This is a genomic window from Streptomyces sp. Je 1-4 4N24, assembly GCF_026239515.1.
In the GTDB taxonomy this organism is placed as follows: domain Bacteria; phylum Actinomycetota; class Actinomycetes; order Streptomycetales; family Streptomycetaceae; genus Streptomyces; species Streptomyces nigrescens.
In genome coordinates this window covers 1,096,287-1,110,295 of record NZ_CP110836.1, presented here as the reverse complement: position 1 = coordinate 1,110,295, position 14,009 = coordinate 1,096,287, and the positions used below count along the sequence as shown (strand labels likewise).

The following is a 14,009-nucleotide window of genomic DNA, read 5'->3' as shown; positions in this document are numbered from 1 at the left end:
CACTATCGCCCGGGGTCAGGGCAGCCTCCAGTCGACGGGCTGTGCGCCCTGCCGCACCAGGAGGTCGTTCACCCGGCTGAAGGGCCGCGACCCGAAGAAGCCCCGGTCGGCGGACATGGGGGAGGGGTGGGCGGACTCGACGGCCGGCAGATCGCCGAGCAGCGGCCGCAGATTGCGTGCGTCGCGCCCCCACAGCACCGACACCAGCGGGCGCCCGCGCGCCACCAGTGCCCGGATGGCCTGCTCGGTGACCTCCTCCCAGCCCTTGCCGCGGTGTGCGGCGGGCTTGCGGGGAGCCGTGGTCAGCGCCCTGTTCAGCAGCAGTACGCCCTGCCGGGTCCACGGCGTCAGATCGCCGTTCGAGGGGCGGGGGAGCCCCAGGTCGGAGTGCAGCTCGCGGAAGATGTTCTCCAGGCTGCCGGGCAACGGGCGGACGTCCGGCGCCACGGAGAAGCTGAGCCCGACCGCGTGTCCGGGCGTGGGATAGGGGTCCTGCCCGACGATGAGGACCCGCACCTCGTCGAAGGGCTGCTGGAAGGCGCGCAGCACGTTGTTGCCCGCCGGGAGATAGGTGCGTCCCGCGGCGATCTCCGCCCGCAGGAAGTCACCCATCGCGGCGATCCGTCCGGCAACGGGCTCAAGTGCCTTGGCCCAGCCCGCTTCGACAATGTCTTGGAGAGGTTGTGCAGCCACGGGATCACCCTACTGGCCGCGGCCCCCTCCCCTTCAACCGATGGCCCGGGCTCCGGCCGCCCGGAGCGGCGGGACGCCCCAACTGCCCTGTCCCACCGCTCCGTTACCCGGCGCTCCGGCCGTTTCCCCGCCCTCCACCTTCCTCCCCTCTCAGGCAACGGCGGCCGCCCGTACGCACAGCACATCCGGCAGATGGGAGGCGAGCTGCTGCCAGCTGTTGCCGTCGTCCGCGCTGGCGTACACCTCGCCGTTGCGATTGCCGAAATACACCCCGGCGGGGTCGCTGTCGTCGACGGACAGCGCGTCCCTGAGCACCGTGCCGTAATGGTCCTCGGCCGGGAGTCCCGCACTCAGCGGCTCCCAGCTCCGGCCGGCGTCGCCGGTGCGGTAGACCCGGCAGCGGTGCTCGGCGGGCACCCGGTCGATATCGGCGGTGATCGGGAAGAGGTAGGCGACATCCCCCGTGCGCGGATGTGCGGCGACCGCGAAGCCGAAGTCCGAGGGGAGTCCGCTGCCGATGTCCGTCCACCGCGCGCCGGCGTCATCGCTGCGGTAGACGCCCCAGTGGTTCTGCAGATACAGCCGGTCGCGGTTGACCGGGTCCTGCGCGATCTTGTGGACGCACTGGCCGAACTCCGGATGCTGATCCGGCAGGAAGACCGCCTTCACCCCCTTGTTCGACGGGGCCCAGCTGGCGCCCCCGTCGAGGGTGCGGAAGACCCCGGCGGCCGAGACCGCGACGGTGACCGCGTCGGCGTCCCGTGGGTTGGTGATCACCGTGTGGACGGCCAGCCCACCGCCGCCCGGCACCCATTGCTCCCGGCTCGGGTGGTCCCACAGCGCCCGTACGAGCTCGAAGGTCTCGCCGCCGTCCTCGGAGCGGAACAGACCACCGGGCTCGGTGCCCGCGTAGACCACATCGGGCGCGGCGGGCCCGGCCGGATGCAGCTGCCACACCCGCTCCAGTGAAGTCCCGGTGTCCGGCGGGTACTTGACCGCGGGGCGGGAGGGCTCGTGCCAGGTCTCGCCCAGGTCGTCGGAGTGGAACACCGACGGGCCCCAGTGGGTGCTGTCGGCACCGGCCAGCAGCCGGGGCGTCGCGCGGCGGGTGTCGATCCCGAGGGAGTACACCGCCTGCGCGGGGAAATGCGGACCGCTCAATTCCCAGTCACCGTGCCGCCGACGGCCGATGAAGAGCCCTTTGCGCGTGCCCACCGCGAGTAGTACGTCAGTCATGCCGGAACACCTCCGGGACGCCGTTGTCTCAGATAGTGGCAAGTCTGCACCCGACCACTGACAATGGCGTCCCGGCACGCATCCGTGCAGGTCGGACGGTGCGGCACCCGCTCGCCGGCGGATGGCGCACGCCCTCCGGAGGTCTCAGACGGCCCGGTGGTACTGCTGCGGCAACGTGACCTCCGCACCCAGCTCCCGCGCCGCGTGCTGCGCGAAGCTGGGGGAGCGCAGAAGCTCACGGCCGAGCAGCACGGCGTCCGCCTGGCCGTCCGCGATGATCTTCTCGGCCTGCCGCGCCTCGGTGATCAGGCCGACCGCGCCCACCGCCAGGCCGCTCTCCTTCTTGACCCGCTCCGCGAACGGCACCTGGTAGCCGGGCCCCGCGGTGATCTTCGCGTCGGGCGCGTTGCCGCCCGAGGAGGTGTCCAGCAGATCGATGCCGTGCTCCCGCAGATCACGGGCGAAGCGCACGGTGTCGTCGGCCGTCCAGCCCTCGCGCGCATCGCTCTCGTCCTCGGTGAGCCAGTCGGTCGCCGAGATCCGGAAGAAGACCGGCAGTTCGTCGGGCCAGACCGCCCGTACGGCGTCCACGACCTCCAGTGCGAACCGCGTCCGGTTCTCGTACGAGCCGCCGTACTCGTCGGTGCGCCGGTTGGTGAAGGGGGAGAGGAACTCATTGATCAGATAGCCGTGCGCACCATGGATCTCGACCACCTGGAAGCCGGCCTCCAGAGCCCGCCGCGCCGTCGCGCCGAACTGCGCGACGAGCTCATGGATCTGCGCCACGGACAGCTCCGCCGGGGTCGTGAACCCGTCGTCGAACGGCACCGGGCTCGGCGCGACCGGCTCCCAGCCATGCCGCTGACCGGGGAGGACCGGGGCGCCGCGGTTCACCCAGGGGCGCTCGGTGGAGCCCTTCCGGCCGGCGTGGGCGATCTGGATGCCGGGAACGGTTCCCTGCGCCTTGAGGAAGTCGGTGATACGCCGGAAGGCCTCGGTCTGGGTGTCGTTCCACAGCCCGAGGTCGTACGGGCTGATGCGGCCCTCGGGGCTCACCGCGGTCGCCTCCGCGAGGATGAGGCCGGTGCCGCCCGCTGCTCGCGCGGCCAGGTGCTGGAAGTGCCAGTCGCCGGGCGTCCCCTCTGCCGGGCCGTCGGGCGCCGCGGAGTACTGGCACATCGGCGCCATCCAGAGGCGGTTCGGGACGGTCAGCGAGCGAAGGGTGATGGGCTCGAACAGTGCGCTCACAGCAGGCTCCTGTACCTGAAGATGAACGGGTGCCGACCGGAACCCGCCCTCATACGATAGGTGTCGTACTACGGCGGATGTCAAACTACGACGCTTCTCGTACAATGAGCGGGCGGGTCGGCGCGCCAGGCCCTACCGCGTCCCGCAGAAGGAATCAGGAGCCGTCATGCCGACCGATACGACCTCCCCGCGTACCCCGTCGGGCGCCCGCTCGCTGGAGCACCCGGCCCGTGAGGACATCCGGCTCGCCGACGTGCTGCATGCGCTCGCCGACCCCATGCGCCTGCGGATCGTCTGCACCCTGGCGGCCGCCGAGGGCGAGCTGAACTGCGCGGACATCGAGCTCCCGGTCAGCAAGTCGACCTGTACCCACCACTTCCGGGTACTGCGCGAGCACGGCGTCATCCAGCAGCTCTACCGGGGCACGGCCAAGTTGAACGGACTGCGCCGGGCCGACCTGGACGAACTGTTCCCCGGCCTGATCGACGGCGTCCTCCGAGGGGCGGACCTGCAGGCCCGCCGTCTCGGGGAGGAGTGACCGGCCCGGGTCCGGTACGGCGCCTCACCTACGGGGACGCACGCGGACTGCCGGCGAATCCAGCTGATCGGCCCGCCCACGCACCCGGCCGATAGGCCCGCCCACGCACCCAGTCCATCGGCCCGCCCACGCGCACAGCTGAGCGATCCGCCCGCGTCCCCGGCCGACCGGCCCGCGGATTCAGCCGGTCTGCCCCGCCGAGCGCGCCGCGTCCAACAGTCCTGTCCAGTCCGGCAGCTTGACGGTGCCACGGCCCAGTCCGCGGCCCCACTCCGCCTCGGCGGCCTCGATCGCCAGCCAGCCCGGCCACGCAACCGGCCGCTGACCTGCCCGGATCAGCGCCTCCAACGGGTCCCCGGCCGTTGCGCGCTCCGCCAGTGCGGGGGCGTCCGCCAGCAGCGACAACGCGGTCTCCTTCGCGCACGGCCGGTTCGTTCCGATCACCCCCGTGGGGCCCCGCTTGATCCAGCCCGCCACGTACACACCCGGGAGCGGCGCCCCGTCCCGCAGCACCCGCCCTGCCAGGTGCGGCACCGTCCCCGTCGTCTCGTCGAACGGCAGACCGGGCTGCGGCGTCCCCCGGTAGCCGACCGAACGCAGTACCAACTGCCCCTCGATCTCCTCGAATTCACCGGTCCCCGAGACGCCGCCGCGCCCGTCGGGCGCCGTCCGCTCGAACCGGACCGCACGCACACCGGTGGCGTCCCCCAGCATTTCGACAGGCCGCAGGAAGAACCGCAGATGAATGCGGCGCCGACGGCGCGCGGGGGGCGAGGCGGGCCCCGCGTCCGGGCTCTCCGGGCCGGCCGTCTGCCGCTCCGCCCAGCCGCGCAGCACCTCGACATTCCGCCGCGCCACCGCAGGCAGCTCGCCCGGGTCCCGGTACGCCGGATCCCGTGCCAGCTCCTCGGGCCGTACCAGCACGTCCGTATCCGGAAGCGAGCCCAGCTCCCGTAGCTCCTTGGTCGTGAACTTGGCCTGGGAAGGACCGCGTCTGCCGACCATCCAGACGTCCTCGACGCGGCTGTCCGCGAGCGCGCTGAGCGGCCCCTGCGGCATATCGGTCGCGGCGAGTTCGGCGGCGCCACGGGACAGCATCCGCGCCACGTCCACCGCCACATTTCCCACCCCGATCACGAGGGCGGACCTGGCCGCGAGGGTGAAACGGAGCGCGGCCGCATCCGGATGCGCGCTGTACCAGGCGACGAACTCGGTCGCCGGGTGGCTGCCGGGCAGCTCCTCGCCGGGGATGCCCAGATGCCGGTCGGTGGCGGCGCCCACGCAGAACACCACCGCATCGAAGATCCGCCGCAACTCCTCGACGCCCAGCCCCGGCGCCCCCACCTCGACGTTTCCCAGGAAGTGGGCCCTGGGGTGCTCCAGCACCGTACGCAGATTGTTCTGCAGCGACTTGATCTTCTCGTGGTCCGGCGCGACGCCGTAGCGCACCAGACCGTACGGGCAGGGCAGGCGGTCCAGGACGTACACCTCGATGTCCGGTACGGCCTGCTGCTCGATCAGGGACTGGGCGGTGTAGACGCCGCTGGGCCCGGAACCGATCACTGCGACACGAAGCACGAGTGGCCCCTTCCGCGTAATACCCCCAGGATCGCACCGGCGGGCGCGCGACGGGAGATGCGCTATCGGGGTTGCTCCCCGTGGGATGAGCGTGCCGCGCTACTGGGCCGGGTGAGCTGGGGGCTAGGTTTTCAATGTGTCGGAAAGTGACTTTTATACCGTTAATCACCGATATGAAGCCCAGGGCGCGCCCTTGGAGTGGCCCACATGGGAGCTGCAGGCGCACGGCTCCGCCGCGCCCGCCCCCGACCCCGCCGCCCCGGACGATCCGGCCGGCTCCCACGGCCCCGGGTGCCCGCTGCCCCGGCTCGACCCGCTGGGCCCCTGGTGCAGCGCCCGGCTGACCTTTGCCGACGGCGCCCGGGTCGATGTCCTCGTGACGGTCTCCGACGACCACATCACCGTCGAGGACGTACGGGCCGACCCGCCACTGACGCTCGACGGCCTCGCCGACCTCGCCCGCTGGATCGAGGGCCCGCTGGACGATGCCTTCCGGGCGGCCACCGGGCGTCCGCGCAAGACCCGGCCCACACCCCGGCAGGCCGGTCCGGCCGACGCCACACCGGAACGGGACGGCGGACCGCAGGCCGGGCCACAGCCGGACCCGGCGCGCGGCGCGGCACCCGAGCCGATGCGAGGCCCGCGGCCCTCGTCGCCCCACGGGCCGACGGGGCACCCCCGGCCCACCACTGCCGGTCCGGTGCCGGGGCACGAGCCGCAAGCGGAACCGATGGCCGCCGCCGGAGCGGGGGCAGCGACAGCGGCGACGGAGAGGGCGACGCCTTTGACGGGTGAGGCGGGGGAGGTGGGGGTGCCGGGAGCGGGAACGAGAGGCGCGGGACCGACGGGCGTGGGACCGATGGGCGCGACGGGCCTCGCCCATGGGGAGGGCGTACTGCACCGGACGGCCACGGGGCCTGGCACCGGCTGTCCCGCGGACCCGCCGGCCGCCCCGCCCACCGACTCTCCTGTTGAGCAGACTTCCGGGCAGGCATCCGAGGAGACCTGCGAGCGAGCCTCTGGGCAGTCCTCCGAGCGGACCTCCGGACGGTCCGTTCCCTCCGCCCCGTCCGCGCCGTCGACGCCCGCCGCTCCGTCCTCGCCCGCCGCGTCGCCGACGCCCCCCGACGCCTCGGCGCCGTCCCCGCCGTCCGCTTCCGCCACACCGACCGAGCGCGCCCGCTCCGCCGTCCTCGCCCGGACGCGGACCGGTGAGCGCCGCAAGATCGCCGCGGACGCGTACCGCCAGGCGCAGCGCGAGGGGCGCGATCCGGTGCTGGCCGTGATGCTCGCCACCGGCCGTAACCGCCGCAGATCGCTGCGGCTGATCGCCGGCGCCCGCGACGAGGGTCTCCTGACACCACGCCACAACAAGCGTTAGGGCCTGTCTCCCCGATCTCCGTGGGCCGGCCTGCGGTGCCGGGCGTCGAGCCGCAGGCCCACGGGGGCCGGGGAGACAGGCCCTGGTGGCACGGCCTCAGGGCACCACCTCCGCCGGTATCCGTTGCATGCGTCCGCCCGGTCTCGGCGCCCTGCTGCGCGATGACCTCATTCGCCATTTCCTCCACGAGTTCCTCCACGAGTTCCTCCATGAGCGCGTCGAACCGCGCGTCGCCCGCCGCCCGCAGCTGGTCGAGCGGGCGTCGGTCGCCCTCCCGGGCGTCGCCCCGTGGTGGTGGTGCCCGCCCACCGTGTGCCGCCCGCCAGGGCCGCACAACCCGCCCTCCGTGGCGCCGATTTCGGAGCCTGGACCGCAGCGATCCGTAGCGCCGCCGCCCGGGAAGTGAGCGCGCGGTCACCCATGTTCAGGCCCAGCCCGGCTACCGCTGACCGCCCCGCACCGGTCCCGCTGTCCGCGTGCCGCCGGGCGCCCCCTCCTCCGGTGGGACCCCCTGCTCCCATTCGAGCCCGTAGCGCTGGAGCAGCTCGGCACGCAGCCGTGCCTGCGGCATGGCCGCTCCCGGCAGCAGCATCGCCACCACGGACCCCATCAACAGCGCCCGTAGCAGCGGATAGTCGGCATCAGGATCGGACGACCCGTACGCCACGACCGTCTCCCGCAGCAACTGGGCCAGCCGTTGCTGTTCGGGGCACTGGATGAACCCCTCGGCAGTGAGGATTCCTGCCATATGCGTCCGCATCAGCAACGGGTGATCCTGCGCCAGCCCCAGGATCGCGTCGATGGCCCGTGCCATCAGCTCCTGCCCCGCGTCCGGACCGCTCGGCCGCGGCGCACGCTCCAGCGCCGCCTGCAGCGTGCGGTGCATCAGCCGGTGCACGGCGGACTGCAGCAACTGCCGCTTACCGGGGAAGTAGTACGAGACGAGCCCGCGCGCGACCCCTGCCCGACGGGCGATGTCCGCGAGCGTCGTCGCCTCATAGCCGTGCTCTGCCACCAGCTCGACCGTCGCCTGCAGCAGCCGCTCGCGGGAGCGCCGCCGCAATTCTTCATTGACCGATGCGCTGCGGGGGGACATCCTGTAACTCCTGCGTTGACTGGCTGGGGGCCAACACACTCAGTATGACTCCGGATCTCCGTCCTCGGAACGGATCCGGTCAAGCAGCCCGATTCGGGCGACGCGGGGGATCGCCCGAATCGGGTGACGATGAGGCCCGGGACGGCCTCTTGGCCTGTGTCTTCCCAGGTCAACAGGCCGTCCCGGGTTCACGTCGGGTGCAGGCTCGATCATCTCTGGCCGCCTCTGGCCGCACTCCGGCTGAGCTTTCGCCGCGCTTTACGTGTGCCGCTCTTGACGGTGTATCAGGCTTGCTCAGGAGACGTGGCAGAGCGAACTCGCGGTGAGTGTGACGGTCTGCCGGCCGAGGTGGGCGACGGTGCCATCTCCGTAGCGGCAGTGGCAGTGGCACGCACCCTCCGCGGTATTTCTGGCTACGACTCCAAGGCGTCCCGTCAAGGCTCAGATTCGCCGGGCGGGAATCCCAGTCCGATGCCGGTGCGCGAAATGCCATGCCCCGTCAGGTCCTCTTTAACGTCCCTTGGCGCAATGCCGTTGAAAGGTGGCACCAATGAGCCTGGGCGGCGGCGCCGCGGCCGCATAACGTCAAGGTTGATTCGGGCGCGGGTTGGACCTCCCGCATTGCGAAGGAGCCTTCCGTGCACGCCCAGATCAAGCACTTCAACGGCTTCGGCCGTCAGGACGCGGCAAGGTCCCTGCCCCTACGGCAAAGCCCTACAGACGGAGCCTTGTCCTGCGGCGACTTACCCACCACTCCACCGACCCATGCCGACCCCGCCCCGGCGGGTCAGCGGCCCTGAGCGCCGCCGACGCTCTTCTGCCAGTGCAGCGCGCGTCCCGCTGGGCGCCAACTCAGGCCAGTCAGGCCGATGATCGCACTTGACGTTCTCCTGGGTCTGGGTCTGGGGCAGGGGCCGGTCCGGCGCGGTGCCGGCGCGGTGGCGGCGAGCGGGCCGCGGGGCGTGGCGTTCGGGGGAAGGGCGGGTGTCGCAGAGAGGGGCCGGGGGGTGCGGCTCGTACGTTCGGGCGGCATGACGAACGTATCGGCCGATCGCGCTTCCGGCCCCACGCGCCGCACCACGTTGACCGGGCTCGTCGGTGGCGCCGGGGCACTCCTGGCCGCCGGGTGCAGCGAGTCGCCCGCGACGGCGCCCACCGCGCGTCGCACGGCGCGGGCCTACGCCTCGGCGAGCGATCCCACGCCCGGCGTGATGACGCTCTTCAAAGACCCCGCCTTCAACTTCAACGGGCTCTTCGCGCTCGGCGGGTCCGGCTACGGCGCCAGTGAGGTGGGCGAGGTGCTCACCGCCGTGAACACGATCAACAAGGCCGGCCTCTCCGCGCAGACGTACACCGAGACCTTCAGGAACCTCGGCGATCAGTTGAGGAAACCGCCCAGCAGCGGTGAGCCCGGGACGGAGACCACCCGGTTCCGTGCACTGCGGGCCGCGCAGTACTACGCCCAGGCGCTGTTCTTCGTCCTCGGCTCCGACACCCCCGGCAGCGAGGAGGAGCTGTACAAGGCGGGACGCGGCTCCTGGGACGCGTTCTGCGAGCGGTGCGACCCGGTCCCGGTGACGGCGCGCATCCCGTACGGGAAGACCCCGCTGCCCGTGTGGTTCTTCCGGCCGGACAGCTCCGGCGAGCGGCGCCCCACCGTGATCCTCACGAACGGCAGCGACGGGCAGAACGTCGACATGTGGACCTATGGCGTCGCGGCCGCCCTGCAGCGCGGCTGGAACGCCCTGGTGTACGACGGGCCCGGCCAGGGCCAGCTGCTCTTCGTCGACCAAGTGGTCTTCACGCCGCGCTGGGAGACCGTCGTCACCCCGATCGTCGACTGGCTGACCGCCCGCCCGGACGTGGACACCGGAAAGATCGCGCTGACCGGGCTGAGCATGGCCGGGGACCTGGCCCCCAGGGCAGCGGCTTTCGAGCAGCGGATCGCCGCTCTGGTGGCGATGCCCGGTGTGCTCTCGCCCTGGCTGGGCTTTCCTCCGGAGATCCGGGAGATTCTCACCCCGGACAAGGAGAAGACCAACAACATCTGGAACAAAGAGGTCGTCCCCGAGCTGCCGCCGTCCGCCGCCGCGACGCTGAAGAAACGCTTCGAACCCTTCTCGGTGCCGGCGATGCTCGCGGCCCGTCAGGGCAAGATGTTCACGGACTTCTACACCCCGGCCACCCTCGTCAAGTCGCTGGACATCACGGACGTCGTGGGCCGCATCAAGATGCCGACGCTGGTGCTCGACTACGACTTCGAGCAGTTCTATCCGGGGCAGCCGCGCCAGCTGTTCGACAAACTGACGGCGCCCAAGGACTACGTGAAGCTCACCGCGGCCACCGGCGCGCAGCTGCACTGCTCCCCGATGGCCCCGCAGCAGCACTGCGAAGTCGTCTTCGACTGGCTGCAGGAGAAGCTGTCCGGCCGCTGAGCTCCGCAGCGGCTTCCTCGTCGCGGGCCGTGGGTGTCCGGCAGGTGCTCCAGTCCGTCGATCTCAAAGGACCGGGCGAGCGTGGGGGAGTTGAGCACAGAGCCGCACTCACCGGGCAGAGGTGGCTTCGAGTTGCCCCGTCAGTCAGTCAGTGAGTGAGTGAGTGAGTGGGGAGATGCCCCTTCAGCGAGTGGGGCCGCTCCAGTAGGCGTCGTCCCACCGCATGGCGTCGGGGCTGAACTCGACCTCGATCCGGTCGGCGGCATCGGGCGGCAGTGAGAAGGCGTACTTCCCGACGGCTTCCTTGCCGGGGAGGACGTAGCCGGTGATGACCTTCTGCCGCCCGCTTCCGTCGATCACCAGCTCCGACGAGGCTCCGTCGGCGTCGCTGACTTCGGGCAGCCCGGTGTCCACCTTGACGCGCTCGGTGCCGGTGTTGACCACCTTGACCGTCACCTGGACCGCCTTGTTGCCCTTGGCGTGACCGAGGACGTAGTCGTCCGGGGTGAACGGCTCCGGCTTGGTGACCGTGACCTTCAGTCCGTCCTCGAATGTGTAGGACTCGCCGAAGGACAGGTGCCGGGCCTTTTCCGACGCCGACGCGGAGGCCTTCACCTCTTTGACCTTGGCGCGTGCGCTGTCGGCGACCTTTTTGACCACAGTGACGGTGAAGATGCCGCCACCAAGCGCGGCCAGCAGGCCGGCCCCGCCCAGGATCACACCGGTCAGTGCCATCGCCTTGTTCGTCGCCCGGCCCGTGCGCGCGTGGCTCAGCCCGACGGAGCCGAAGATCACGGCCAGCAGGGCCGGCAGCCAGGACATCCAGAACAAGATGATGAGCAGGCCGAGGACGATGCCGACGATGCCGAGTACCAGGGCGGTGATGCCCATGCCGTTGCGTGCCTGCGACCCCGGTATGGGGGCCATCGGATACGGCTCCCAGCGGGTAGAGGGCGGTCCGGGCGGCGGCGGGCTCCACGGGTTGTGGTCGTCCGGCGTCTGGTCACCGGGCTGCTTGCCGTCGGGCGGAGTGGGCACGGTCATGCACAGTCCTCGAAGTAGATGAACTGACGAGATTAGCAGTCGCTTTGCTCAATCATTACGGGATTTCGGACAGGTCCGGACAGGCCTGGCACCCGTAGCCGCTCACATGCCGTCAGTCCCGTCAGTCCCGTCAGTCCCGTCAGTCCCGTCAGTCCCGTCAGGCCCCTCAGTCATGTCAGCCCCGTCGGCCCTTTCAGGCCTGTGAGCCGCGTCAGTCCCGTCAGTCCGTGGGCCCGGCACCGGCAGAGTCGAGCGGTCGCATACCTGCACCGGGCGTCGTCCGACGGGCACGGTCGAGGTCGTCTGCTCCCGGAGCAGCAGGCAGCTGGGCCGGTCGGCGGGCGATCAGCCGTCTGAAGCGCGACCATGGGACGGAGAGGAGCCCTCCATGACCACACCGCGGGACCTGCTGATCGTTGCCATGGACGTGGAGTCCGGCCGCCCTCTTGAGCGAGGCGATCTGTCACTTGCGCTTGCGGGAGCCGAACTGATCGATCTACTCGGCGCCCGGGCCGCCCGGCTGGACGGCGATCAGATCGTGCCGGGTTACCGGCCGACGATTCCGGACCGCCTGTTGGACCAAGCAGCGTCGTCGCTCGTCCAGCAGTCGCCCTACGAGTCGGTCGACGACTGGCTGTGGCGCAGGGGTGAGGGCCTGGCGGCGGCCTATCTGGCCGTCCTTGAGGACGAAGGGCAGGTCACTCGGGAACACCGCCGCTGGCGGCCCTTCCGGACCGGTCGGACGGTGCTGACGGAATCCCCCGCCCGCCGGCAGGCTGAGGACCGCTGGACCTCGCAGGAGGCCGTCCTCACCACCCTCGCGTCAGCCGCCGGGATCGACGGCACACGCACCGGAGACGAGCCGGGCGTGACCGACGACGCGGTGTCCACCGTGCTCGTCGCCGTCCACGACGCCGTCAGGGAGCTGGAGGCCGAACGGCAGCGCCGCTCCGTCGAGAAGGCGGCCTTCGACAACATCTGGCGAGGCGACGGCAACTGACCGCCCCCGGTGCGGTGTACCGCGCTCAGGCGCTTTCGGCGGCCCGTCGGTCGCGGCGCTGCTTGAGATGGCCCGCGCCGGCCAGCACCGCCACCACGACGGCCGTGCCGATCAGCTGATGACGGCCGTCCGCGTTGGAGGCCATGACGGCGAAGACACCGAGGATGGCGGCGAGGGTGAGCCAGGTCAGATAGGGGAAGCCCCACATCCGCACCGAGAGCAGCTCGGGTGACTCGCGCTCCAGCCGGCGGCGCATCTTCAGTTGGGTGAGGCAGACGATGGACCAGACGACCAGTACCGAGCAGCCGGCGATGTTCAGCAGCCAGGCGAACACGGTGGTCGGCCAGACGATTCCGGCGATCACGGCCGCGAAGCCGAACACACAGGACGCCAGCACCGCCGCGGCCGGCACGCCCCTGGTGACCTTGCCCAGGAAGCGCGGGCCCTGGCCCCGGTTGACGAGGGAGTACGCCATGCGCGAGGAGCCGTAGATGTTGGCGTTCATCGCGGAGAGCAGGGCCACCAGCACCACGATCTGCATGATCGTGCCGGCTGCCGGGATTCCGAGCTGGTCGAGCACGGTGACGTACGGGCCTTCCTTGGCGACCTTCGGGTCGTTCCACGGCACCAGGGTGACGACCACGGCCATGGAGCCGATGTAGAAGACGGCGATGCGCCAGACGGCGGTGCGGACGGCACGGGCCACGTTGCGGCTCGGATTGTCGGACTCCGCCGCCGCGATGGTGACGGTCTCCAGACCGGCGAACCCGGAGATCGTGGTCAGCAGCCCCGCGGCGAGTCCGGCGACGCCGGTCGGGAAGAAGCCGCCGTGGCCGGTCAGATGACTCGTTCCGGGCGCGCTGCCGAACACTCCGAGAATGCCGAGCAGGCCGAGCACCAGAAACGCGACGATCGCGGCGACCTTGACCGCGGAGAACCAGAACTCGAACTCGCCGAAGTTCTTGACCGCGGTCAGATTGCTGGCGCAGAAGAACACCATGAAGAGCGCCACCCAGCCGTAGGCGGGGATGAACGACACCCAGGAGTGCATGATCGTGCCCGCCGCGGTCGCCTCGGCGGCCACGCCGGCGCAGAGCATCAGCCAGTACATCCAGCCCGAGGTGGTCCCTGCCCAGGAGCCGATCTCCTCCTCGGCGTGCACCGAGAACGAGCCGGTGGACGGCCGGGCCGCGGACATCTCGCCGAGCATCCGCATGATCAGCATGACCAGTGCGCCGGTACCCATGAAGAGGAGGACGATGGCCGGTCCGGCCGCGGCGATACCGACCCCGGAGCCTACGAAGAGCCCCGCGCCGATGACCCCGCCGAGGGCGATCATCGACAGATGGCGCTGCTTGAGGCCGTGCGACAACACGGACTCGGAGTTCTGCCCGGCCTCCGGGGAGTCCTGGGGTGACCGGGTGATTGTCCGACTCATGGTCGTGCCTGTTCATTGGGTGTGACGTTCGGTGAGCCTGACGAGTGTGAGGGGACGTGTTGCGCTACGACGTGAACGCCCGCTATTCGGACGGTTCGCTTACACGGGGTGAACGTTTCGGTACGCAGTGAAGTGGGACCTTTCGGTGATCGGTCCCTGCAAGGGGGCGTAACGACCGCATGTGGAGCACGAGTTGAGCGGATCAAGCGTTGTTGCCGGGCCGTCCGCAGCCACTTCCGTGCCGCTCACCGTCCGTAGCTGTACGAGCGGCCCGAACGTGGTACTCCGGTCCGGGAGTTCGTGAGTTTGTGAGTTCCTGAGG

General features: G+C 70.8%; 12 protein-coding genes. 5 read left to right on the top strand and 7 right to left on the bottom strand.

Annotated elements, in window-relative coordinates; translation table 11 throughout:
* Positions 1-15: 15 nt before the first annotated feature.
* The 3 genes from SLV14N_RS04600 to SLV14N_RS04590 all read right to left on the bottom strand — a co-directional run bounded on the left by SLV14N_RS04600 (position 16) and on the right by SLV14N_RS04590 (position 3,177).
* Positions 16-693 carry a uracil-DNA glycosylase gene (locus tag SLV14N_RS04600; RefSeq protein WP_208679855.1) on the bottom strand — a complete coding sequence of 226 codons (678 nt, stop codon included), beginning with the start codon at positions 691-693 and terminating at the stop codon, positions 16-18.
* 150 nt (positions 694-843) lie between these two features.
* Positions 844-1,929, bottom strand: a complete 1,086-nt coding sequence (locus tag SLV14N_RS04595; protein ID WP_263268203.1) for an exo-alpha-sialidase — start codon at positions 1,927-1,929, stop codon at positions 844-846.
* Positions 1,930-2,073: 144 nt separating this feature from the next.
* Positions 2,074-3,177 carry an NADH:flavin oxidoreductase/NADH oxidase gene (locus tag SLV14N_RS04590; protein ID WP_263268201.1) on the bottom strand — a complete coding sequence of 368 codons (1,104 nt, stop codon included), beginning with the start codon at positions 3,175-3,177 and terminating at the stop codon, positions 2,074-2,076.
* A gap of 166 nt (positions 3,178-3,343) precedes the next feature.
* On the opposite strand from SLV14N_RS04590, the gene SLV14N_RS04585 reads away from it, so the two are divergent.
* Complete coding sequence (locus tag SLV14N_RS04585) at positions 3,344-3,715, top strand: helix-turn-helix transcriptional regulator (protein WP_018088688.1); 372 nt, start codon at positions 3,344-3,346, stop codon at positions 3,713-3,715.
* Positions 3,716-3,895: 180 nt separating this feature from the next.
* Here SLV14N_RS04585 and SLV14N_RS04580 read toward each other — a convergent pair whose 3' ends face one another.
* Entirely contained in the window at positions 3,896-5,293 is a 1,398-nt protein-coding gene (locus SLV14N_RS04580) for an FAD-dependent oxidoreductase (RefSeq protein WP_263268200.1), read from the bottom strand.
* A gap of 193 nt (positions 5,294-5,486) precedes the next feature.
* Between SLV14N_RS04580 and SLV14N_RS38760 the strand changes: the two genes are divergently transcribed.
* Together SLV14N_RS38760 and SLV14N_RS04565 are read left to right on the top strand one after the other, a co-directional pair.
* Positions 5,487-6,674 (top strand): DUF6214 family protein, encoded by a 1,188-nt coding sequence (locus SLV14N_RS38760; RefSeq protein WP_317633693.1) that lies wholly within the window; start codon positions 5,487-5,489, stop codon positions 6,672-6,674.
* 85 nt (positions 6,675-6,759) lie between these two features.
* Positions 6,760-7,080 (top strand): hypothetical protein, encoded by a 321-nt coding sequence (locus tag SLV14N_RS04565; protein WP_263268198.1) that lies wholly within the window; start codon positions 6,760-6,762, stop codon positions 7,078-7,080.
* Positions 7,081-7,113: 33 nt separating this feature from the next.
* Here the strand turns inward: SLV14N_RS04565 and SLV14N_RS04560 are convergent, their stop codons facing one another.
* Entirely contained in the window at positions 7,114-7,770 is a 657-nt protein-coding gene (locus tag SLV14N_RS04560) for a TetR/AcrR family transcriptional regulator (RefSeq protein WP_208679850.1), read from the bottom strand.
* A 1,031-nt stretch (positions 7,771-8,801) separates the two neighbouring features.
* Between SLV14N_RS04560 and SLV14N_RS04555 the strand changes: the two genes are divergently transcribed.
* A complete protein-coding gene (locus SLV14N_RS04555) occupies positions 8,802-10,205 on the top strand; it encodes a S9 family peptidase (RefSeq protein ID WP_208679849.1) in 1,404 nt (467 codons plus the stop codon).
* 183 nt (positions 10,206-10,388) lie between these two features.
* Here the strand turns inward: SLV14N_RS04555 and SLV14N_RS04550 are convergent, their stop codons facing one another.
* Positions 10,389-11,249 carry a DUF4190 domain-containing protein gene (locus SLV14N_RS04550; protein ID WP_263268197.1) on the bottom strand — a complete coding sequence of 287 codons (861 nt, stop codon included), beginning with the start codon at positions 11,247-11,249 and terminating at the stop codon, positions 10,389-10,391.
* Between the two features lie 388 nt (positions 11,250-11,637).
* Between SLV14N_RS04550 and SLV14N_RS04545 the strand changes: the two genes are divergently transcribed.
* Positions 11,638-12,249 (top strand): GPP34 family phosphoprotein, encoded by a 612-nt coding sequence (locus SLV14N_RS04545; protein WP_263268196.1) that lies wholly within the window; start codon positions 11,638-11,640, stop codon positions 12,247-12,249.
* 25 nt (positions 12,250-12,274) lie between these two features.
* On the opposite strand, the gene SLV14N_RS04540 is transcribed toward SLV14N_RS04545, so the two are convergent.
* On the bottom strand, positions 12,275-13,687 hold the full coding sequence (locus SLV14N_RS04540) for an amino acid permease (protein WP_208679846.1): 1,413 nt from the start codon (positions 13,685-13,687) through the stop codon (positions 12,275-12,277).
* Positions 13,688-14,009 lie beyond the last annotated feature (322 nt).